22 protein-coding genes are annotated in these 21012 nt (G+C 67.6%); 13 read left to right on the top strand and 9 right to left on the bottom strand.

What is annotated here, in order from left to right:
• Positions 1-86 precede the first annotated feature (86 nt).
• From R2K23_RS19265 to R2K23_RS19255, 3 genes are all read left to right on the top strand, one after another.
• Entirely contained in the window at positions 87-908 is an 822-nt protein-coding gene (locus R2K23_RS19265) for an acyl-[acyl-carrier-protein] thioesterase (protein WP_316517418.1), read from the top strand.
• Between the two features lie 282 nt (positions 909-1190).
• A complete protein-coding gene (aceA, locus tag R2K23_RS19260; protein ID WP_316511808.1) occupies positions 1191-2477 on the top strand; it encodes an isocitrate lyase in 1287 nt (428 codons plus the stop codon).
• Positions 2478-2820: 343 nt separating this feature from the next.
• A complete protein-coding gene (locus tag R2K23_RS19255; protein ID WP_316511805.1) occupies positions 2821-3696 on the top strand; it encodes a cyclopropane mycolic acid synthase family methyltransferase in 876 nt (291 codons plus the stop codon).
• Positions 3697-3723: 27 nt separating this feature from the next.
• On the opposite strand, the gene R2K23_RS19250 is transcribed toward R2K23_RS19255, so the two are convergent.
• From R2K23_RS19250 to R2K23_RS19235, 4 genes are read right to left on the bottom strand one after another with little or no spacing between them, the layout of a single operon-like run.
• The gene (locus R2K23_RS19250) at positions 3724-4578 is read right to left on the bottom strand and encodes a polyphosphate kinase 2 family protein (RefSeq protein WP_316511804.1); all 855 of its coding nucleotides are present in this window, start codon (positions 4576-4578) and stop codon (positions 3724-3726) included.
• A gap of 26 nt (positions 4579-4604) precedes the next feature.
• Positions 4605-5261, bottom strand: a complete 657-nt coding sequence (locus tag R2K23_RS19245; RefSeq protein WP_316511803.1) for a TetR/AcrR family transcriptional regulator — start codon at positions 5259-5261, stop codon at positions 4605-4607.
• Positions 5262-5294: 33 nt separating this feature from the next.
• Positions 5295-6845 (bottom strand): class I adenylate-forming enzyme family protein, encoded by a 1551-nt coding sequence (locus R2K23_RS19240; protein ID WP_316511802.1) that lies wholly within the window; start codon positions 6843-6845, stop codon positions 5295-5297.
• A 19-nt stretch (positions 6846-6864) separates the two neighbouring features.
• A complete protein-coding gene (locus tag R2K23_RS19235; RefSeq protein WP_316511800.1) occupies positions 6865-7515 on the bottom strand; it encodes a nitroreductase family protein in 651 nt (216 codons plus the stop codon).
• Positions 7516-7681: 166 nt separating this feature from the next.
• On the opposite strand from R2K23_RS19235, the gene R2K23_RS19230 reads away from it, so the two are divergent.
• The 4 genes from R2K23_RS19230 to R2K23_RS19215 all read left to right on the top strand — a co-directional run bounded on the left by R2K23_RS19230 (position 7682) and on the right by R2K23_RS19215 (position 12972).
• A complete protein-coding gene (locus R2K23_RS19230; RefSeq protein ID WP_316511797.1) occupies positions 7682-9586 on the top strand; it encodes a flavin-containing monooxygenase in 1905 nt (634 codons plus the stop codon).
• A gap of 158 nt (positions 9587-9744) precedes the next feature.
• Positions 9745-10644, top strand: coding sequence for an MBL fold metallo-hydrolase (locus tag R2K23_RS19225; RefSeq protein WP_316511795.1), 900 nt, complete (start codon positions 9745-9747; stop codon positions 10642-10644).
• The gene (locus tag R2K23_RS19220; protein ID WP_316511793.1) at positions 10641-11846 is read left to right on the top strand and encodes a cytochrome P450; all 1206 of its coding nucleotides are present in this window, start codon (positions 10641-10643) and stop codon (positions 11844-11846) included. Before R2K23_RS19225 ends, R2K23_RS19220 begins: the two co-directional genes overlap by 4 nt.
• A gap of 19 nt (positions 11847-11865) precedes the next feature.
• A complete protein-coding gene (locus tag R2K23_RS19215) occupies positions 11866-12972 on the top strand; it encodes an LLM class flavin-dependent oxidoreductase (RefSeq protein WP_316511791.1) in 1107 nt (368 codons plus the stop codon).
• 21 nt (positions 12973-12993) lie between these two features.
• On the opposite strand, the gene R2K23_RS19210 is transcribed toward R2K23_RS19215, so the two are convergent.
• Positions 12994-13695 (bottom strand): TetR/AcrR family transcriptional regulator, encoded by a 702-nt coding sequence (locus R2K23_RS19210; RefSeq protein WP_316511790.1) that lies wholly within the window; start codon positions 13693-13695, stop codon positions 12994-12996.
• Positions 13696-13904: 209 nt separating this feature from the next.
• On the opposite strand from R2K23_RS19210, the gene R2K23_RS19205 reads away from it, so the two are divergent.
• The 6 genes from R2K23_RS19205 (at position 13905) to deoC (ending at position 17887) form a co-directional block, all read left to right on the top strand.
• A complete protein-coding gene (locus R2K23_RS19205) occupies positions 13905-15203 on the top strand; it encodes a DUF445 domain-containing protein (RefSeq protein WP_316517416.1) in 1299 nt (432 codons plus the stop codon).
• A gap of 90 nt (positions 15204-15293) precedes the next feature.
• On the top strand, positions 15294-15710 hold the full coding sequence (locus tag R2K23_RS19200; RefSeq protein WP_316511789.1) for a helix-turn-helix domain-containing protein: 417 nt from the start codon (positions 15294-15296) through the stop codon (positions 15708-15710).
• A gap of 60 nt (positions 15711-15770) precedes the next feature.
• Positions 15771-16451: a heparin-binding hemagglutinin gene (locus R2K23_RS19195; RefSeq protein ID WP_316511788.1), complete on the top strand. Its 681-nt coding sequence runs from the start codon at positions 15771-15773 to the stop codon at positions 16449-16451.
• A 100-nt stretch (positions 16452-16551) separates the two neighbouring features.
• Positions 16552-16791: a DUF2516 family protein gene (locus R2K23_RS19190; protein ID WP_396893647.1), complete on the top strand. Its 240-nt coding sequence runs from the start codon at positions 16552-16554 to the stop codon at positions 16789-16791.
• A gap of 5 nt (positions 16792-16796) precedes the next feature.
• A complete protein-coding gene (locus R2K23_RS19185) occupies positions 16797-17210 on the top strand; it encodes a DUF2599 domain-containing protein (RefSeq protein WP_316511784.1) in 414 nt (137 codons plus the stop codon).
• Positions 17210-17887: a deoxyribose-phosphate aldolase gene (gene deoC / locus R2K23_RS19180; RefSeq protein WP_316511782.1), complete on the top strand. Its 678-nt coding sequence runs from the start codon at positions 17210-17212 to the stop codon at positions 17885-17887. The genes R2K23_RS19185 and deoC overlap by 1 nt, the downstream gene beginning before the upstream one ends.
• Before the next feature lie 6 nt (positions 17888-17893).
• Here the strand turns inward: deoC and R2K23_RS19175 are convergent, their stop codons facing one another.
• From R2K23_RS19175 to R2K23_RS19160, 4 genes are read right to left on the bottom strand one after another with little or no spacing between them, the layout of a single operon-like run.
• Positions 17894-18856, bottom strand: a complete 963-nt coding sequence (locus R2K23_RS19175) for an LmeA family phospholipid-binding protein (RefSeq protein WP_316511781.1) — start codon at positions 18854-18856, stop codon at positions 17894-17896.
• Positions 18853-19668: a carbon-nitrogen hydrolase family protein gene (locus R2K23_RS19170; protein ID WP_316511779.1), complete on the bottom strand. Its 816-nt coding sequence runs from the start codon at positions 19666-19668 to the stop codon at positions 18853-18855. Before R2K23_RS19170 ends, R2K23_RS19175 begins: the two co-directional genes overlap by 4 nt.
• 19 nt (positions 19669-19687) lie before the next feature.
• The gene (locus R2K23_RS19165) at positions 19688-20512 is read right to left on the bottom strand and encodes a class I SAM-dependent methyltransferase (RefSeq protein WP_316511777.1); all 825 of its coding nucleotides are present in this window, start codon (positions 20510-20512) and stop codon (positions 19688-19690) included.
• Entirely contained in the window at positions 20488-20997 is a 510-nt protein-coding gene (locus R2K23_RS19160; protein WP_316511776.1) for a DUF2505 domain-containing protein, read from the bottom strand. Before R2K23_RS19160 ends, R2K23_RS19165 begins: the two co-directional genes overlap by 25 nt.
• Between the last annotated feature and the right edge of the window lie 15 nt (positions 20998-21012).

Genomic DNA, 21012 nt, shown 5'->3' with positions numbered 1-21012 from the left:
TTGGCATCGAGCGCGGGGCTAGCTGGGGTACCGAAGGTACTGGCATGATCGCAGCCGGGGGAGGGGTCTGGGCTCAGGGGGAAATGATGGCGGGAAGTGGTGCGACGGTGAGTGCGGGACTGGGTAAGACGTTGATGCCGGTGCCGGACCCGCACCCGGACGTGTTCAACCGGGAGTGGCCGCTGCGCGTCGGTGACATCGACCGGGAGGGCCGGTTGCGCTTCGATGCGGCGTGCCGGCACATCCAGGACATCGGTTCGGATCACCTGCGCGAACTCGGTTTCGAACAGACCCACCCGCTCTGGATCGTGCGCCGCACCATGGTGGACCTGATCCGGCCGATCGAGTTCCAGGACATGCTGCGGCTGCGGCGGTGGTGTTCCGGGACGTCCAATCGGTGGTGCGAGATGCGGGTCCGCATCGATGGCCGCAAGGGCGGCCTGATGGAGTCCGAGGCGTTCTGGATCAACATCAACCGCGAGACGCAGGGTCCGGCGCGCATCTCCGACGACTTCCTGGAGGGCCTGCGGCGAACCACCGAGGTGGACCGGCTGCGCTGGAAGGCCTACCTGAAGGCCGGTCCGCGCGAGGACGCGGTCGAGGTGCGGCCGTACCCGGTCCGGGTGTCGGACATCGACCTGTTCGATCACATGAACAACTCCGTGTACTGGACCGTGATCGAGGATTACCTGCACGCCCATCCGGCGCTGCTGGCGTCGCCGCTGAGGGTGACCATCGAGCACGACGCGCCGGTGGCGCTGAACGACAAACTCGAGATCGTCACCCACGTGTATCCCGCCGGCTCGACCGAGATGTTCGGCGCGGAGCTGTCCGATCGGGCTGTTACAACGCTCACATATGCCGTCGGAGACGACGTCAAAGCGGTCGCCGCGCTCTTCTCGCTCTAACAGTACGCTTGTCCGGTATTTTTCGGGGTTGACCTGCGACAACCTTGTTACCAGTCAGTAGCTACTGAACCGGTTCAGTCGCCCGAATCTTCGCAAACTTTGCAAGATGGCTCGCGCCCATGGCGGAAATTGGCAACGAAATCCGCTGGACCTGCACAGATAGATGCTGGCATGGTGGTGCCAACGCACCCGTGAAGCTGTCTCGGCGTTAACAACCCGGCGATCCCGGCAACGTCTCGGCGGCTTGACAGATGATTTACCTCAATCCGCAAGGAGCCCAAGATGTCGACAGTCGGCACTCCCAAGTCCCCCGAACAGATCCAGCACGACTGGGACCACAACCCGCGCTGGAAGGGCATCACCCGCACCTACACGCCCGAGGACGTCGTCGCCCTGCAGGGCCACGTGGTCGAGGAGGCCACCCTGGCCCGCCGCGGCGCCGAGGTGCTGTGGGCTCAGCTGCACGAGATGGAGTTCGTGAACGCGCTCGGCGCGCTCACCGGCAACATGGCAGTCCAGCAGGTCCGCGCCGGCCTGAAGGCCATCTACCTGTCGGGCTGGCAGGTCGCCGGCGACGCCAACCTGAGCGGCCACACCTACCCCGACCAGAGCCTGTACCCGGCCAACTCGGTGCCGCAGGTGGTGCGCCGGATCAACAACGCGCTGCTGCGTGCCGACGAGATCGCCAAGGTCGAGGGTGACACCTCGGTGGAGAACTGGCTGGCCCCGATCGTCGCCGACGGCGAGGCCGGCTTCGGCGGCGCGCTCAACGTCTACGAGCTGCAGAAGGCCATGATCGCCGCCGGTGTGGCCGGTTCGCACTGGGAGGACCAGCTGGCCTCGGAGAAGAAGTGCGGCCACCTCGGCGGCAAGGTGCTGATCCCCACCCAGCAGCACATCCGCACCCTGACCTCCGCGCGCCTGGCCGCCGACGTCGCCGACGTGCCCACCGTGGTCATCGCTCGCACCGACGCCGAGGCCGCCACCCTGATCACCTCCGACGTCGACGAGCGCGACCGTCCGTTCATCACCGGTGAGCGCACGGCCGAGGGCTTCTACCGGGTCAAGAACGGCCTGGAGCCGTGCATCGCCCGCGCCAAGGCCTATGCGCCGTACTCCGACCTGATCTGGATGGAGACCGGCACCCCGGACCTGGAGCTGGCCCGCAAGTTCGCCGAGGCCGTCAAGGCCGAGTTCCCGGACCAGATGCTGGCCTACAACTGCTCGCCGTCGTTCAACTGGCGCAAGCACCTGGACGACGCCACCATCGCGAAGTTCCAGAAGGAACTCGGCGCCATGGGCTTCAAGTTCCAGTTCATCACGCTGGCCGGCTTCCACGCGCTCAACTACTCGATGTTCGATCTGGCCCACGGCTACGCCCGCAACCAGATGACCGCCTACGTCGAGCTGCAGGAGCGCGAGTTCGCCGCCGAGGAGCGCGGCTACACCGCAACCAAGCATCAGCGCGAGGTCGGCGCCGGCTACTTCGACCGGATCGCCACCACGGTGGATCCGACCAGCTCGACCACCGCGCTGGCGGGCTCCACCGAAGAGGGGCAGTTCCACTGAGCCGCTGAGGCGAGCAAACAGGCACTGAACAGGCGCAAACTCGCCCGCACCGAGCGGGAATCAGGGCGAGTTTGCGTCTGCTCGTGTCTGGAGCCACCTACGGCGCTTCCGCGGCGTATCGTCGAACCAAGGGTTGCCGGGCAGCAGGCTCCGGCAGCGTTTCTGCAAGTACAAAAGAATTGGCTACCCCCGCGCTTTGGCGTCTGGCCGTCGGGTTCGTTAGCCTGTCGGATGGTGGATCTTCGGGTCCGCGTCGGGGAACCTGGTCGTCAGCACGATGACCGTCGTCGTCGGAGCCTCGCTCTGAGCCGCGTGTCGTCAACAACAAGGAGTGTCACGGAGCATGTCATCGGTCGAGCCTGATCTTGCGCCCTACTACGAGGAATCGCAGTCGATCTACGACATCTCGAACGAGTTCTTCGCCCTGTGGCTGGGGCCGACCATGGGCTACACCTGTGGTTACTACGAGCGCGACGACATGACGCTCGACGAGTCGCAGAACGCGAAGTTCGACCTGGCGCTGGGCAAGCTCGACCTCAAGCCGGGGATGACCCTGCTCGACATCGGCTGCGGCTGGGGTGGCGCGCTGGAGCGGGCCATCACCAAGTTCGACGTCAACGTCATCGGCATCACGCTGAGCAAGGCGCAGTCGGAGTGGGCCCGGGAACGGCTGGCCAAGATCGACACCAACCGCAGCGTCGAGATCCGGTTGCAGGGCTGGGAAGAGTTCAACGAGCCCGTCGACCGCATCGTGTCGATCGGCGCGTTCGAGGCCTTCAAGGCCGAGCGCTACCCGATCTTCTTCCAGCGGGCCTACGAGATCCTGCCGGAGAACGGCGGCCGGATGCTGCTGCACACCATCCTGGCGCACACCCAGCAGTTCTTCCGCGAGAACAACATCAAGCTGACGATCAGCGACCTCAAGTTCATGAAGTTCATCGGCGAGGAGATCTTCCCCGGTGGGCAGTTGCCCGCGGTCGAGGACATCGAGAAGCTCGCCGCGGACTCGGGCTTCAATCTGGAGCGCACCCACCTGCTGCGCCCGCACTACGCGCGGACGCTGGACATGTGGGCGGCCAACCTCGAGGCCAAGAAGGACGAGGCCATCGCGATGCAGGGCCAGGAGGTCTACGACCGGTACATGAAGTACCTCACCGGTTGCGCCGACTTCTTCCGTCGCGGTATCACCAACGTCGGCCAGTTCACGCTGGTCAAGTAGGCAACGTCGGCGGGATGCGGCTCGGCACTACGCGGAGCTGAGCCGCTTCTTCTCCGCCTCCACGTCGAAATCCGCCGGCGGCCACGACAATTTGAGGGACTTCAAGGTCTCGATCAGCAGTTCCGTGACGGCCAGGCGGCTGTACCACTTCTTGTCTGCGGGCACCACGTACCACGGTGCGTGGTCGGTCGAGGTCTTGTCGAGCATGTCCTGATAGGCCTGCCGGTACTGCGGCCACAGCGCTCGATCGTCGAGGTCGCCGGGGTCGTACTTCCAGTGCTTGTCCGGGTTCTCCAGCCGGTCGGACAGTCGTTGCTTCTGCTCCTCGAGCGAGATGAACATCGCCACCTTCACGATGCTGGTGCCGGCCTCGGTGAGCTCCTTCTCGAACGCGTTGATCTCGTCATAACGCGGACCCCACACGTCCGGCGGGACCAGATTGTGGACCCGCACCACCAACACGTCCTCGTAGTGGGACCGGTCGAACACCCCGACCTGGCCGCCCGTCGGCAGCGCCTTGCGGATCCGCCACAGGTAGTGGTGCCGGCGCTCCTCGGGGGTGGGGACGCCGAAGCTGGTGTACCGGATTCCCATCGGATTGCCGGCGCCGACGACGTGTTCGACGATGCCACCCTTGCCCGCCGTGTCCATTCCCTGCAGGACCAGCAGGACGGAGCGGTGATCGCCGCGGCGCCCGTTGGCGTGCAGCATCTCCTGCAGTTCGGCGAAGCGTTCGTTGCGTTCCCGCTGCTGCACCGGGGCGTCGCTCTTGACGCCGTCGAAACCCGGCGTGGAGTTCGTGTCGATGTCCTCGACCCGGTCGCCGGCCTTGAAGGCCAGCATCTTCTGCGGGTGGTGGGTCCAGTGGGCGGGCAGCGTCATGAGCGGAGCCTAACGCGGGCCGGCGATCAGGAGGGTTGCGACGCCGAAAGGACGCGCGCCACGATCATCTCGGTGTAGGCCGAGATGATCTGGGGCAGCGACGGGCCGCGATCCGGGTGGAACCATCCGCTGACGCCGTTGAGGGCATCGAGGATGAGCAGCGCCGCCAATTGCGGGTCGGGCACGTCGAATTCGCCCTCGCGAACACCGGCGACAATGACGTCGCGAACGCGGCGCTGGTAGTAGCGGCGGAGATCGTCGATGGTCGCGCGGTGCTCGGCGGACAGGGAATTGAGGTCCTGCAGTGCCACCAGATGCTCGACGCGGCGCTGTATCAGATGTTCGAGATGCGCGCGGATGAGCGCAGCCAGGCGCTGCGCCGGGGTGCCGGCTGCGTCCAGCAGCGGCAGGCTGAGTTCGTTGGGCTCCTTGGTGACCGTCAGGCAGATCGCGTAGAGAATCTCTTCCTTGGACGCGAAGTGGTGGTACAGGCTTGCACCACGAATTCCGACCGCTTCGGCAACATCGCGCATCCCGACATTCGCGTAGCCTTCGCGCGCGAAGAATTCGGCTGCGGCGCTGACGATTTCTTCCGGACGGATCTTGGGGCGGCGCCGGGGTGCTCCCGCGACGACGGCTGCTTCAGCGGAAGGCAGCGTGCCGGAATCGGGCGACTGTGTCATGTCCCAACAAGGTACTCCACGTAACCGGGGCTCTTAGGCGGGCGCCATCGAGCGCAGGACCCGTTTCAAGATCTTGCCCTGCGGGTCGGTGGGCAACTCGTCGACGAGGTGGACCGCCTTGGGCACCTTGTAGGCCGCGAGGTGCTCGCGGCAATGGGCGATGATGTCCTCGGCGGTGACGTCGCTGTCACGTTGGGTGGTGACGAACGCGGTGACGGCCTCCGACCAGTACGGATCCGGCATTCCCACGACCGCCGCGCGCAGCACGCCGGGGTGGCCGTGGACGACTCGTTCCACTTCCTGGGAAGCCACGTTGAACCCGCCGCTCTTGATCATGTCCTTCACCCGGTCGCAGAAGAAGAGGTTGCCTTCGGCGTCGATGCGGACGATGTCGCCGGTGCGCACCCATCCGTCGCGGAAGGTCTCCGCCGTCCGCTCCGGGTCATCGAGGTAGCCCAGCATCACCGACGGGCTTCGGCAGATCAACTCGCCGATCTCGGCGTCGTCACCGTTGTCGTCGACCACCCGGATCTCCAGATGGGTCACGGGCTTGCCGATCCAGGTGGCGTCCTTCCCCGGAATGTCCTCGAGGCGCGCGAAGAACCCGACGGTCCCCAGCTGGGACAGTTCCGTCTGGCCCCAGTACGTGCCCCACATGACCTGCGGGGCGGCCGCCGCCCAGACGTCGATGACATGCGGGGGCACCTGACCGCCGTAGGTCATGCAGCGCCGGACCTGACCGACCGCGTCGGCCCCGAAACCGGGATGTTGCGACAGCGCCGTGTAGAACGTCGGGGTCTGGGAGATCACGGTAACCCGTTCCCGGGCAATGATTTCCAGCGCCGCGCCGGCCTCGACCGTCGCGGGCAGCACCAGGGTGGCGCCCATCAGCGTCAGGCTGGTCGCCGAACCGAGGCCGGCGATGGTGTGGAAGGGCATCACGAACAGCCAGGTGTCGTCGGGGGTGGTCCCCAGGCCCCAGCCCCACGCCGGCGCGGTGGAGGTCAGGTAGTTGCGATGGGGAATCAGCACCCCCTTCGGGGTCGCCTCGGTGCCGGAGGTGTAGACGACCAACGCGACGTCGTTCTCGTCGACGTCGGCATCGGGTTCGGTTGCCGGCTGGGCGGCCAACGACCGCTCCAGTGCAGAACCGAAGGTCAACCGGGTGGTGCCGGCAGGCAGCGCCTCGTCGACCAGCGTCTCGAATTCCTCGTCGGCCAACACCACGGCCGGACGGCTGTGGGTGAGTTGAAAGCTCACGTCGGACGCGCGATAGAGGGCATTCACCCCGCTGAAGGCGGCGCCGAGTTTGAGCGCCCCGTAGTAGGCCGCAACGACGTCGACGTGGTTGCGGGCCATGGCCGCGACGCGGTCGCCCCGCCGCACACCATGGGCGGCCAACAGGCCCGCGAACCGGTTGGCCCGCTCGTTGAGCTGACCGTAGGTGGTCTCCGTCCGTACCCCGTCGGCGCTGTAGGAGATGAAGGCCAGCTTGTGCGGCTGCGTACGAGCATGCCGTCGGAGTTGGTCACCGATGGTGGCGCGGCCCAGCGGCGCCCGGTGATGGGGGGCAAGTTCAGGCACGTCCTGGCTCCTCAGGGGGTCAAACCGCGGTGGGGGTGAACAGGGGTTGGTCGAACGTGTCTACCGCGACGATCTCCGCGACGGGGCGCCGGGTCAGCTTCACCGGGAACTGCCGCTCCGGATAACCGATGCCGATGTGTGCCGCAGTGGCGAACTCCGCGGGAATGGCGAGCAGTTCGCGGACCTGGGGTTCGACCTGGCACAGCAGCGTGGTGACCGCCGAGCCCACCCCCAGATTCCGCAGCGCGAGGCAGAAGTTCTGCACTGTCGGGTAGATCGACGCGCCGCCGACGATCGACAAGCGGTCCAGCCCGACGTCGGTGGGGTGCAGGCCGTCGAGTTCCGCGCACGCGACGACGATCGCGGGAACCTGCGCGAAGTGCTCGGCGAAGTAGTCCGCGTCGCGCACGGTCTTCGGCAGCGCTCCCACATTCACCGTGCCGTCCCCGACGCCGGCCAGGTAGGCCTTCCACAGCGGTAGGTACAGATCTTGCAGGGCTTGTTTCCGGGCCGGGTCACGCACCACGATCCAGCGCACCGGTTGCCGGTTTCCGCCCTGCGGGGCGAACCGGGCGTCGTCGAACGCCTGATAGAGGACCTCGTCGGGGACCGGGTCCGGCCGGTAGTACCGACACGTGCCCGTGGTGCGCATGACCTCGCTGAGCTGCACAGTGCATCCCTCTCTGCTGCCTATCCATCGTTAGTTTGTGTCTGCAGATTCTGATGTGACTGTCCGCACATGTCAAGGGCTGTGGACTTTGATGTCTTGCGAGACGCGCCGGGCGAGCATGCGCTACTCTAACCACTGTTAGTCAATCGTCAGGGAAGGGGCTGAGGTGGAGAAGTCGCAGCTCATCGCCGATATCGAACACGCCAATCTGCCTACGCTGATCCCGGTTCTCTACCAACTCACCGGAGACGGCAAGTGGCTCGCCGATCGGTACCGGCCGACCCGCAGCAGGGGGATGGACGACAACGACTCGGGCGGGTTCTCGCCCGAGGTCGCCGCGGAGATCAAGGCGGCCGCCGTCGACGCGGTGCTCGCGCACGAGGCGGGCACCGCTGCCGCGGTGCCCGCGCCGTCCGGGGCCGACCTGCTGGAGCTGCTCGAGATCGCCAACGGCGAATCCGTGCCGCCCGAGTACGTCGAACTCGCCGCGGAGGACATGGGTTTCGCGGCGCCGCCGGCGCGCACCGCGCCGCCCAATGACATCGACATCATCATCATCGGCGCCGGTATCTCCGGCATGCTGGCCGTCATCCAGCTGCGCGAGGCGGGCTTCGACCGGATCGTGGTCCTGGAGAAGAACGACGACGTCGGCGGCAGCTGGTTCGAGAACCGTTATCCCGGGGCGGGCGTCGACACGCCGAGCTATCTCTACTCGTACTCGTTCGCCGCGAGGGACTGGGGCAGCCACTTCGCCAAGCGCGACGAGGTCGAGCAGTACCTGCGCGAGGTCGCCGACGACTACGACGTGCGCTCGGCCATCAGGTTCAACACCGAGGTGGTGTCCGCCGACTACGACGAAGCCGCGGCCCGGTGGACCGTCCGCACGCACGACGGTGCGGAATTGTCTGCGGCGGTGTTGATTCCGGCCACCGGAGTGCTCAACCGGCCGAAGGTTCCGCCGATCCCCGGGCTGGATTCCTTCGACGGTCCGGTGTTCCACACCGCCGCCTGGCCGGCGGGACTCGATGTCAGCGGCAAACGGGTCGCGGTGATCGGGACCGGGGCGAGCGCGATGCAGGTCGTGCCGGCGATCGCCGAACAGGTCGAGCACCTCGTGGTATTCCAGCGGTCCCCGCAGTGGATCACCCCCAACGACGTCTACTTCAGCGCGGTCGACGCCGCCGTGCACCGGCTCATGGCCCGGATTCCGTTCTACGCCAGCTGGTATCGCGCCCGGCTGTCCTGGAACTTCAACGACCGTGTGCATGCCAGCCTGCAGATCGACCCGGAGTGGCCGCACATCGAGCGGTCCGTCAACGCCGTCAACGATGGACACCGTCGGGTGTTCACCCGCTATATCGAGTCGGAACTGGCGGATCGGCCGGATCTGATCGAGAAGGTGCTGCCGGACTACCCGCCCTTCGGCAAGCGCATGCTGCTCGACAACGGTTGGTACGCCGCGCTCAAGCGGCCCAATGTCGACCTTGTGACCGAGGCGGTTTCGCAGGTGACGTCCTCGACCGTCGTCGGCGCCGACGGTACGAGCGCCGATGTCGACGTGGTGGTCCTGGCGACCGGTTTCCACACCAACCGCTACCTGTACCCGATGCGGATCACGGGACGCGGGGGCAGGACCCTGGCCGAGACCTGGGGGGCGGAGAATGCCCACGCCTACCTCGGCATCACGACACCCGGCTTTCCCAACATGTTCATGCTGTGCGGCCCGGGGACCGGATTGGGCCACGGCGGCAGCTTCATCACCGTCGCCGAATGCCAGGTCCGTTATGTCGTGGACCTGTTGGTGACGATGGCGCAGCGCAACGTGAAGGCCGTCGACGTCGTGCCCGAGGTGGAGGCGGAGTACACCCGCCGCCACGACGACGCGCACGCGCGGATGCTGTGGACGCATCCCGGTATGACGAACTGGTACCGCAACGAGGCCGGCCGCGTGGTCGCCACGATGCCGTGGCGCATCGTGGACTACTGGCGGATGACGCGCTCCGCCGACCTGGCGGAGTATCGCTGCGAGCCGGCCGCGGCGTCACCGGCGACTGCTGCTATCAGTAGTTAGGCAAAGGCGCCGAACATGCTTTCTCATCTGATGTCGCCGTCGGCGCCTCGGGAAATCGCCTTTTACCAGCGATCAAGCAATTTAGTGGTTGACATGTGCACTGCATCACATACAGTGATTCCCATGATGGGACTAACAGTGGATAGGTTGATGGCGCGATGACGGCCACCCTCGAAATCGGCGCAGTGTCCATCACCCGGGTGATGGAGTGGGAGGGGCTGTTCGCCCCGGCCACCGAACTCATCCCGGATAGCGATGACCGGTTCTGGGACGGCGAGCGCGAACTCCTCGCGCCCGACCACTGGGATCCGGCCAGCGGGCTGGTTCGGGCGTGCCTGCAGACCTTCGTGCTGCGCAGCGAAGGGCGCACGATCCTCGTCGACACCGGCGCCGGCAATCACAAAGAGCGGCCCTACCTTCCCGTATTCGGTCATCTGTCAACGGATTTCCTGGGGAACCTGGCGGCAGCCGGAGTCCAGCCGGAGGACGTCGACGTCGTCGTCAACACCCACGTCCACGTCGACCACGTGGGGTGGAACACGGTGCTGCAGGACCGCGAGTGGGTCCCGACGTTCCCCAACGCGCGTTACGTGTTCAGCAAGTCCGACTTCGATTTCTGGAATCCACTCAACGGCCACGAGCGCCACGGCGCGTTGGTGAACCAGAACATGTTCGAAGACAGCGTGCTGCCGATCCAGCAGGCGGGCCTGGCAGACATGTGGGAGGGCGACACCCACCGGCTCGACAGCAACCTGACCCTCGAGCTGGCGCCCGGCCATACTCCGGGGCTGTCGGTACTCAAGCTCGAGTCGGAGGGTGAGCGCGCGGTTTTCGTCGGCGACCTGCTGCACAGCCCCGCGCAGATCCTGCACCCGGACTGGAACAGCTGCTTCTGCGAGGACCCGCGCCTGGCTCGCGAGTCGCGTCGCCGGGTGCTGTCCTGGACGGCGGACAACAATGCACTGCTGGTGCCCGCACACCTCGGTGGGCAACACGCGGTCGAGATCGAGCGCTGCGGCGACGAGTTCACGCTGAAAGATTGGGCGGCCTTCACATGACAACCTTGTTCGATCCGCTCGACGCGGACCAGTTGGCAGATCCCTTCCCCGTCTACCGGGAACTGCGTGCCCATGAGCCGGTGCAACGCATTCCCGTGGGCGACGGAACGTGGGTGGTATCGCGCTACGAGGACGTCCGGAATCTGTTGCGCACCACGGCGGGACTGATGCAACCGCCGGGCGCCACCGCCCCGGCCGAGCTCGAAGGTGGTCCCGCCGAGCGGATCTACCGCGGCCTGATGGTCCTCAACGACCCACCGGTACACACCCGACTGCGCAAGCTCACGGAGAAGGCGCTGACCCGCGGGGCGGTGGAGAAACTGCGCTCCGACGTCGACCAGGTGGTGTCGGAATCACTCGACACCATGCTCGCCGCGGGCGAAGTGGACGCCATCACCGAATTGGCCTTCACCGTGCCATTGCGGGTGATCTGCGGCATGCTCGGTGTCCCGGAGGCCGACCGGGCCCAGATGATGGCATGGACCCCGGATTTCTTCCGGATATTCCTGCCGCAGGCCAATGACCCCGACGGGATCGCCGCGTGTCACCAGGCCTGTCAGAACTTCATCGACTACCTGTCCGACCAGATCGAGTACCGGCGCCGCACTCCGGCAGACGACATCTTCTCGGCGCTGGTCAGTGCCGAGGACGAAGGCGACCGGCTCGACCGAGACGAACTCGTCGCCACCGTGTTGTCCTTGCTCACAGGTGGTTTCGACACCACCATGGGAATGATCTCAGCGGGGCTCTACGGGCTGGCCAAGCAGCCCGAACAGCTCGAAGCGCTGCGCGCCGATCCGCAGGGGGTGGCCCGGACGGCGGTGGAGGAGTTCATCCGCTGGGAGTCGCCGGTCGGGGTCACCTACCGCCATTTCACCGAGGACATCACCGTCGCCGGTACGAAAATTCCTGCGGGAGCGCCCATTTGGCTCCTGCTGCTATCGGCCAACCACGATGGCGACCGGTTCGCCGACCCGGACGGTTTCGACGTACGCCGGACGCGCAACCAGCACGTCGCATTCGGCGGCGGGCGGCACTTCTGCATCGGCAGCGCACTGGCGCGACTCGAAGGCGAGGTCGTCTTCCGGGAGATCGCCAAACGGGTCGGCTCGATCGAGATCACGGGCGAAACTCCCCGCCGGCCCAACTTCCAGTTCCGTTCGTTTCTGACCCTCCCCGTCAAGGTAACCCCGCTGTCCTAGCGACCAGGAAAGGACTGTCGTGACCAACGCTTCCAAGAGCTACGCCCATGACGTACTCGGTGAACACCCCTTCGCGCTCGGCCTGTTCGGGTCGAACGTGTCCGGCGGCATCACCATGACCGGCGCCGAGGGCGCCTTCGACCTGAGTTGGGAGTCGACCTCGAACCTGGCCAAGCAGGCCGACGACCTCGGCCTCGACCTGCTGGTGCCGGTCGCGCGGTGGCGTGGGTACGGTGGCCGCTCGAACCCCAACGGGGTGACCTACGAAACGTTCACCTGGGCGGCCGGGATCGCGGCGGTCACCAAGCGGATCGTGGTTGCCGCGACCGCGCACGCACCGGCGCTGCACCCCCTGGTGGTGGCCAAGCAGACCGCGACCATCGACGCCATCTCCGGCGGCCGGTTCGCGCTCAACGCGGTCATGGGCTGGTTCACGCCCGAACTCGACATGTTCGGCATCGCCACCAAGGAGCACGAGGACCGCTACCGGTTCGGCGACGAGTGGATGGACGTCATCAGCCGGCTGTGGTCGACGAGTACGCCGTTCGACCACGACGGCGCGTCCTTTCACCTCAAGGGCGCGATCTCCGAACCGCGGCCGTCGGCCCGGCCGCTGGTGCTCAACGCCGGTGCCAGCCCGGCCGGTATCGAGTTCACCGCGCGGCACGCCGACGTGAACTTCGCGACGCTGATGAACGTCGGCCAGGGTCGCCAGCTCGTCGACAACATCACCAAGGTCGCCGAGACCCATGGCCGGCCGGTCCGGGTGATGACCTACGGCACCGTCATCATCGGCGACACCGAGGCCGACGCGCAGCGCCGCTATCAGGAAATCCTGGAGCACGGCGACATCGAGGCGGCCCGCAATTTCATGCACTACCTGGGCCTCAACAGCTCGTCGTTCGAAGCCCACATCGCGGCCGCCCTCGAAGAGCACTTCGTCTCCAGCGGCGGCGGGCTACCCATCGTGGGGTCCGCCGAGCAGGTGGCCGACCGGCTCACCGAGTTGTACGAGGCCGGCGTCACCGGCTTCATGATGGGCGGTGTGCCCTACAGCGGCATGCTCGACCGGTTCGGTGCCGAGGTGCTGCCGCTCTTGCGGGAGCGCGGACTGCGCACGGCCTGAGTCCGGTGCCGGCCGGCGGCGTCAGTCCGGCGCCTCCGGCAGCACCGGCGAGGGATGCGGCATCGCGTTGAACCGCTCGAGGGATCCGCCGACCTCGACGATGCCGCACAGTGCATTCCAGGCCAGCATGGTCAGGTAGTCGATCAGCTCGTCGGAGCTCATCCGCCGGTGCGACATCCACGAGTGGGTTGCCAGTTGGACGCCGCCGACGATCATGTAGGCCCACGGTTCGACGCCCTTGGTGTTCATGCCGACTCGTTGCATGCGCCGACGGAACATCACGGCCAGCATTCCGGCGATGATCCGTTCGCTGTCCGCGATGACCTTGCTTTTGCTGGCGGAGCTGTTTGCAAAGACAAATGGGTAGATTTCCGGCTCCGCCGCGACGGTCTCGACGTACACCCGGATGATCTCCCGGACAAGGTCGTAGCCGTCGAGATCGGACGACAGGGCGGCGGCCATGTTGGGGATCAGGGTGGTTTGCGCGAACCGCATCATCACCGCGGTGGTGAGGTCGTTCTTGTCGACGAAGTAGCGGTACAGCACGGTCTTCGATACGCCGATTTCCGCTGCTATCTCGTCCATGCTGACGTCGCGGCCGCGGGACCGGATGGCCTCCAGGGTGCCGTCTACCAACTCGTTGCGCCGGTCGACCTTGTGCTTGTGCCAGCGTCGTTTCCGGCCGTCGACCCGGACGGCGCCCGGTTGGGGTTGTTGTGCCACTGTCGTGCAGATCCGTTCCGTAGGTGACCTACATGATACGGGTCGCCGACTCGGCGGAGTCCGGTGACGGTCACATTAACTGGTTGGGGTCGCTCCGGGGTCGGCCGCCGACGATAGCGGATGATGGTCAGGTGGCAGTACGACCGGAATTGCCGGTGACGAAGAACAGCGAGCCCAGCCTGCCGTCGTTGTTGGCGGGAGCGACCGCGATGTCGCAGGCGCGGGGTTCGCTGGCGGAATCGATCGCCGGCGTCGACCCGCTGGGCGACGCGGAACGGCAGCGTTCCTTGCGACGGATGAAGTTGGTCGCCCTGAGCTTCCTGTTGGCGGCGACGGTGATCTTCTTCGTCTGCACCTGGGTCCAGCGCGACGGCACCGCGCCGGGTTGGGTGGGCTACGTGCGCGCCGCGGCCGAGGCGGGGATGGTGGGCGCGCTGGCCGACTGGTTCGCGGTGACGGCGCTGTTCAAGCACCCGCTGGGGATTCCGATCCCGCACACCGCGATCATCCGGCGCAAGAAGGATCAGCTGGGCGAGGGCCTGGGCACCTTTGTGCGGGAGAACTTCTTGTCGGCCGACGTCGTCGAGACCAAGCTGCGCGACGCCCAGGTGCCCAGCCGGGTGGGCAAGTGGCTGGCCGAGCCGGAGCACGCCCGCCGGGTGGCCGAGGAGTCCGCCACGGTGCTGCGGGTGTTGGTCGAACTGCTCAACGACGACGACGTCCAGCAGATCATCGACCGGATGATCGTGCGCCGCCTCGCCGAACCGCAGTGGGGCCCGCCGGTGGGCCGGGTGCTCGCGCAGCTGTTGGCCGAGAACCGGCAGGAGGCGCTCATCCAGTTGCTGTGTGACCGCGCCTTCCAGTGGTCGTTGAACGCGGGCGAGACGATCGAGCGCGTGGTGACCCGGGATTCGCCGAGCTGGTCGCCGAAGTTCGTCGATCATCTGGTGGGGGATCGGATCCACCGCGAGCTGATGGACTTCACCGACAAGGTGCGCCGTGACCCCAACCACGAGCTGCGGCGCTCCGCGACCCGGTTCCTGTTCGAGTTCGCCGACGATCTGCAGAACGACCCGGCCACCATCGGCAAGGCCGAGAACGTCAAGGAGCAGCTGATGGCCCGCGACGAGGTCGCGCGGGCCGCCGAGACGGCGTGGAAGACGCTGAAGCGGCTGGTTCTCGACGGTGTCGACGACCCGTCCAGCGCGCTGCGCACCCGCGTCACCGACTCGGTGATCCGGATCGGGGAGTCGCTGCGCGACGACGCGGACCTGCGCCAGAAGGTGGAGGACTGGATCGTGCGTGCGGCGCAGCATCTGGTGGGCCAGTACGGCGTGGAGATCACCTCCATCATCACCGAGACGATCGAGCGCTGGGACGCCGACGACGCCAGTCGCCGCATCGAGTTGCACGTGGGTCGTGACCTGCAATTCATCCGGATCAACGGCACCGTGGTGGGGGCGCTGGCCGGCCTGGTCATCTACTCTGTGGCGCAAATCATATTCTGACCTGCGCTAACTGGTGCTTGCAATTGTTAGCACCCCGCCGTAGGGTGGAAATTGTCACGCTGTGACAACCACACCGACGGGAGGGGAATCATGTCGCAAGACGAAAAACTTGCCGCTGTGGTGACCCACGCCGCCTCCGACATCGGCAGCTTCATCCGGACCCAACGGGAAGCCGCGCAGGTATCGGTGCGGCAGCTGGCCGAGAAGGCCGGCGTCAGTAATCCGTACCTCAGTCAGATCGAGCGCGGGTTACGCAAGCCGTCCGCCGAGGTCCTCAACCAGATAGCCAAGGCCTTGCGCGTCTCGGCGGAAGTGCTCTATGTCCAGGCGGGAATCCTCGAACCCGGGGAGCCCAACGCGGTGCGCGACGCCGTGGTCACCGACACCGCGATCACCGAGCGGCAGAAGCAGGTGTTGCTGGACATCTACAACTCGTTCATCCAACAGAACGAAGCGGCGATCCAGACAGGCGAGATTGCTGCGGGTGAGGAGTCGGCCACTGACTGACCGAATCGCACTCTCCCGATGACCAACCACAAAGATTTGCCACCGAAAGGAATGATCACCATGGCAGAAAACCCGACCATCGAAGAACTGAAGGCCCCGTTGCTGGCTGCTGTGGGCGCCGCGGACCTGGCCCTGGCCACCGTCAACGAGATCGTTGCGACCCTGCGCGAGCGTGCCGAGGAGGCCCGCACCGACGCCAGCAGCCGCGCCGAGGAGCGTCGCGCCAAGCTGACCGGCCGTGTCGACGACGCTCGCGACCGCCTGTCGCAGCTGCAGGAAGAGCTGCCCAAGGAGTTCGGTGAGCTCCGCGACAAGCTGACCGCCGACGAACTCCGTCGTGTCGCCGAGGGCTACGCCGAGCAGGCCCAGGCGACCTACAGCCGGCTCGTCGAGCGCGGCGAGGCGGCCCTCGAGCGGCTGCGTCACCAGCCGGCGATCGAGGATGCCGCCGGACGCGCCGAGGGCTACGTGGACCAGGCCGTCGAGGTCACGCAGGATGCGCTGGGCACCGTCGCCGCCCAGACCCGCGCCGTGGGTGAGCGCGCCGCCAAGCTGGTCGGCGTCGAGCTGCCGAAGAAGGCCGAGGACGCCGCCGCTCCGGTGAAGGCCCAGGCCGCCAAGGCCCAGGCCACCCCGACCGAGGCCAAGAAGGCCCCGGCCAAGAAGGCGCCGGCCAAGAAGGCCGCCGCCAAGAAGGCCCCGGCCAAGAAGGCGCCGGCCAAGAAGGTCACCCAGAAGTAACAGCACCGGCTCCCGAGCTGGAGTCGACCAGTCGATGACGCCCGATTAGGGTGGTGAGGTGATTCTTGCCAACCTAACGGGCGTCATTGCGTTGGTCGTCATGGCCGCCGCCGCCGGCGTCGGGATCTACGCATTCGTGCACGCGGCGATGCAACGCGCCGACGCCTATCCCGCTGTCGACAAGTTGACCAAGCCGGTCTGGCTGCTGATCCTCGGCGTCGGCGTGTTGTTGGTGTTGTTGTTGGACATCTTCGGCGCCGCGATCTGTGCGGCGGCGGCCGGCGTCTACCTTGTCGACGTCAAGCCCAAACTGCTGGAGATCCAAGGGAAGTCGCGCTGAGCGCCGTGCGGCACCGGGTCGCCGCCGTCGCGCTGGCCGCGATCGCCGTCGTCGTCCCGCCGGGTCTCGCCCGCGCCGATGACGCCGCGGCGCCGCCGGACCTGATCGAGCGCACCGAATGGGCGCAATGGGGCGACCTGAAGAGCCTGCGGGTGTATCCCACCGCGGCCGGGCGCGCCGAGGCCGCTCAGCTGCGCAACCGGCCGGTGGGGGAGGCCGCCTGGCGGCAGGTGCTCGAATCGGCGCCCGAGGCCGACCTCCCCGGCATGCGCGAGCAGTTCCTGTGCCACTGGCAACTGGCCGAGTTCGCCCATCCGGGCAAGGTCAGCTGGAACCTCGAGCCGTGGCGACCCGAGGTGGACACCGCCTCCATGATCGAGTCCGGCTGTAATCCCGGCGGCACCCAGGAGCCCTTCTGATGTCCGATTGGACCCGTGCGAGGGTGGCCGCCCTCGTGGACCACACCCTGCTCAAGCCCGAGGCCACCGCCGACGAGGTGCGGGCGCTGGTCGCCGACGCCGTCGAGCTGGGCGTCTACGCGGTCTGCGTGTCGCCGTCGATGGTCGGCGCCGCGGTCGCGGCCGCGCCGGCCGAAATGGCGGTCGCGACCGTGGCCGGCTTCCCGTCCGGTAAGCACCTGCCCGAGATCAAGGCCCGGGAGGCGGCGCTGGCGGTCGCCGCGGGCGCGGTGGAAGTGGACATGGTCATCGATGTCGGGGCTGCGCTGGCCGGCGATGTCGCCGCGGTGCGGGCCGACGTGGCCGCCGTGCGCAGCGCGGTGCCGACGGCGGTGCTGAAGGTCATCGTCGAATCCGCGGCGCTGCTGGAGCTCGCGGGGCCGGACACCCTGGCCGCGGTGTGCCGGGCGGCCGCCGACGCGGGCGCCGACTTCGTCAAGACGTCGACGGGATTCCACCCGTCGGGCGGGGCCTCGGTGCAGGCGATCGCGGTGATGGCCGCCACGGTCGGGACGGCGCTCGGCATCAAGGCCAGCGGCGGTATCCGCACGGCCGACGATGCGATCGCACTGCTCGACGCCGGGGCGACCCGACTCGGGTTGTCGGGCACCGCCGCGGTGCTCGACGGCCTGAGCTGACGCGGGTCACAGACCGGCGAAGCAGGGATCCTCGTTGGCCGGCGGGATGGTCGCGTTGGTGGTCGCGAACACCGCGATCACACCGGAATCCGTGACATCGACGCTCTCGGCGTGGATGCCCATCGGGTAGCCCTTGGTGAGCTGCGAGGTGAACGCGTCCAGCACCGGCTGCACGGTCTCGCGCGGCAACGTGAAACCCAGACCGCTGACGCTGAGCACGTCGAGGGCCAGCCCCTCCTCGTCGATGCGCGGCTTGGCGGTGATGCTGCCGAGCCCGCCGCGCAGTTCGATGGTGCCGTCGTTGGGGTTGGTCTGCACATCCGAGACGATGCCGCCGAACAGCGGAATGGCGTCCTGCACGGTCTGTTTGATGCCCTCGGTGGTCCAGGTGATGGTTGCGACCAGCGAGCCGATGGTGCCGCCGGAGTTCGCGGTCTCGGCCAGCTGGACATCCTCGATGTCGATGTTGACCGTCATGCCCTTGGCGTCGCGGACCTGGTTACCCGCGGTCTCGATGGAGATGTTGGTGTACTTCTTGCGCGCGTGCTGCCACAGGAACGGCGGGGTGACGCCGAACGAGGCGGTGGCCTCGTCCTCGACCACGCACGAGGTCACCTGCGCCACAATGGTATTGGCGCGATTGCGGGCGTACAGCTCACCGGCCAGTACGCCGGCGATGCCGAGGGCGGCCACGATCACCAGGACCAGGGTGATCGACAACGGATCGGACAAGAACCGGCGCACGGGGCTTTCCTTCGCGGGCGGCGGTGGCGGTGTGTTGCCGGCCGGCGGTGGCGGTGTGTCCGCACGCGGGATGTGCTGGGTGGCGGGATCCGCATGCGGTCGCTCGATCCGCTCCGTGGGACGGGCCTCGGCCCCCGGCGCGCTGTTGAAGCGTTCGGTGGCGGCGGTGGGCTCGGGTGTCGGGCGGGCCCACATCGGGTCGTCGCCGTGCGGCGGATTGGTCACCCGCGCGATTCTGCCCTATCGAGCTGAGCGAAGGACGAGCGGTTGGTGAGCACCGCCAGCGTGTCGCGGGCCTTGGCGACCGCGTCGAGGTCGATGTCGTGCACCAACAGCTGCGGATCCTGGTCCGCGGTGACCAGCACCTGGCCGTACGGACTGACCACCAGGCTGCCGCCGACGCCGGTGGGGCCGGCGGCGGCGAGTTCGTCGCCGGGATAGGCCTGGTCGACGGCCGCGAGGTAGCTCGCGGTGTCCAGCGCGCGGGCCCGGGCCAGCAGGGTCCACTGCTCGAGCTTGCCGGGGCCGGAGCCCCAGGACGCGCTGACGGTGATCAGCTGGGCGCCGCGGCGGGCCAGCTCCACGTACAACTCGGGGAACCGAATGTCGTAGCAGGTGGTGAGGCCGACGACCACGCCGTCGACCTCGATGGTCACCGGCGTGAACCCGGGGGCGACGGTGCGGGACTCGGTGAAGCCGAACGCGTCGTAGAGGTGGATCTTGTCGTAACTCGCATCGACGTCGGGTCCGGCGGCCAGCAGGGTGTTGGTGATCCGGCCGTCGGGGGTGGGGCAGAACATGCCGGCCACCACCGTCACCCCGGCGGCGGCCGCGATCCGGCGCACCCCGTCGGCCCATGGGCCGTCGACGGGTTCGGCGACCGGCTTCAGCGACACCCCGAAGCGGCACATGGTGGCCTCCGGGAAGACCACCAGCCGGGCGCCGTCCCCCGCCGCGCGCCGGGTGAGTTCCTCCACGGTCGCCAGGTTGGCGGCCGGGTCGGTGCCGCTGGCGATCTGGGCGAGTGCGATGCGCATGATCTCCAGGCTAGTGGGGTTACGCCGGAGCCACGACCGACCACGGCACCGTCAGCACGCCGTCGCGGATCTTTCGGCGGGACGGCTCCAGCGACACCCCATCGGCGGCCAGGGCGGCGAGCATGGCGCGCCAACGTTCTCGCGGCCCGAACACCCCGTGGGCGGCCGCGGCGGCCCAGGCCCGGTCCGCGGCGGCCAGCAGTTCGTGCACCGGCTGCCCGGCCACATTGCGATGGATGAGGATCTTCGGCAACCGCTCGGCCAGATCCGAAGGTCGGTCGATGTGCCGGGGGTCGCAGGCCAGGGTCAGGCTGACCGGACCCCCGCGATCCAGCAACACCCAGCAGGATCGTCGGCCGATCTCGTCGCAGGTCCCGTCGAGGATCAACCCGCCGGCGGGCAGCGCCGCCTGCATGGTCGACCAGGCGGCCGCGACCTCGTCGACCGGATACTGCCGCAGCACGTTGAACGCGCGCACCAGCACCGGGTGCAAGCCCGCGAGTTCGAAGCCGCCCAAGGCGAAGTCGACGGCATCGGTGGCGGCCGTGCGCGCCGTGCGGACCCGTTCCGGGTCGATCTCGAGGCCCACCACCCGCACGTCGGGGCGGATTCGACGCAGCCGCGCGGCGAACTCCAGCGTCGTCACGGGAAGGGCCCCGTAGCCCAGGTCGACCACCAGGGGGTCGGTGGCCGAGGTCAGCGCGGCGCACACCCGCGGCGCGTGCACCAGCCAGCGGTCCGCGCGGCGCAGTCGGTTGTAGCCGGTGGTGCCCCGGGTCGGTTGGCCGATCGGGCGGTGCGGGGTCGCGGGTCGGCGGGTCAGTGCTGCCGGTCCAGGATCCACGCGGTGGTGAAGCGCTGTTCGCTGATCAGCAGCTCGACGAGCTGACTGCCGATGAAGGCCTCCACCTTGCCGCCGACCAGCGGGATCTTGACCTCCACGGTGACCTTGAGGTCGGCCTTGGCGCCGGCACCGTCGGGAGTCAGCTTGCCTGACCCGTGCACCGAGGCCGGCGCGCCGGGAATGCGCGCGGCGACGGTCGCCGTGGCCCGGTCCCCGCTGATCGCGCTCCACGATTCCGCGCGCTTGATGTGCAGGTCGCCCTGGTGGAATTGGGCGACGAAACCCGGCAGCCGGTCGGCGCGCAGCACCTGCGTGGTGGCGACGTCGATGGCCCCGTCGGCGGCGACCTCGAGGGCGTCCAGGGTGGCGTCGTCGGCGCCGGAGTCGGCCAGCCGGGCCAGCCAGTACTGCTCGTCGGCGAACGCCGCATGCACCTGCGCGACGCTGCCCTGATAGTTGGCCGACAAGTCGAATGAACGCGGCATGACTGGTCAGGCTAC

This window comes from Mycolicibacterium sp. MU0050 (assembly GCF_963378085.1).
GTDB lineage: Bacteria > Actinomycetota > Actinomycetes > Mycobacteriales > Mycobacteriaceae > Mycobacterium > Mycobacterium wendilense.
Note: the sequence above shows the minus strand (reverse complement) of the source record. Positions and strands in the feature narration are given on the sequence as shown.

Excerpts from the sequence above, each read along its gene's own strand:
- R2K23_RS19265 (WP_316517418.1), top strand. The coding sequence starts at position 87 with ATGGCGGGAAGTGGTGCGACGGTGAGTGCGGGACTGGGTAAGACGTTG.
- deoC (WP_316511782.1), top strand. The coding sequence starts at position 17,210 with ATGTCCGATTGGACCCGTGCGAGGGTGGCCGCCCTCGTGGACCACACC.
- R2K23_RS19255 (WP_316511805.1), top strand. The coding sequence starts at position 2,821 with ATGTCATCGGTCGAGCCTGATCTTGCGCCCTACTACGAGGAATCGCAG.
- R2K23_RS19245 (WP_316511803.1), bottom strand. The coding sequence starts at position 5,261 with ATGACACAGTCGCCCGATTCCGGCACGCTGCCTTCCGCTGAAGCAGCC.
- R2K23_RS19250 (WP_316511804.1), bottom strand. The coding sequence starts at position 4,578 with ATGACGCTGCCCGCCCACTGGACCCACCACCCGCAGAAGATGCTGGCC.
- R2K23_RS19225 (WP_316511795.1), top strand. The coding sequence starts at position 9,745 with ATGACGGCCACCCTCGAAATCGGCGCAGTGTCCATCACCCGGGTGATG.
- R2K23_RS19190 (WP_396893647.1), top strand. The coding sequence starts at position 16,552 with ATGGCCGCCGCCGCCGGCGTCGGGATCTACGCATTCGTGCACGCGGCG.
- R2K23_RS19195 (WP_316511788.1), top strand. The coding sequence starts at position 15,771 with ATGGCAGAAAACCCGACCATCGAAGAACTGAAGGCCCCGTTGCTGGCT.
- aceA (WP_316511808.1), top strand. The coding sequence starts at position 1,191 with ATGTCGACAGTCGGCACTCCCAAGTCCCCCGAACAGATCCAGCACGAC.
- R2K23_RS19205 (WP_316517416.1), top strand. The coding sequence starts at position 13,905 with ATGTCGCAGGCGCGGGGTTCGCTGGCGGAATCGATCGCCGGCGTCGAC.
- R2K23_RS19160 (WP_316511776.1), bottom strand. The coding sequence starts at position 20,997 with ATGCCGCGTTCATTCGACTTGTCGGCCAACTATCAGGGCAGCGTCGCG.
- R2K23_RS19200 (WP_316511789.1), top strand. The coding sequence starts at position 15,294 with ATGTCGCAAGACGAAAAACTTGCCGCTGTGGTGACCCACGCCGCCTCC.
- R2K23_RS19170 (WP_316511779.1), bottom strand. The coding sequence starts at position 19,668 with ATGCGCATCGCACTCGCCCAGATCGCCAGCGGCACCGACCCGGCCGCC.
- R2K23_RS19220 (WP_316511793.1), top strand. The coding sequence starts at position 10,641 with ATGACAACCTTGTTCGATCCGCTCGACGCGGACCAGTTGGCAGATCCC.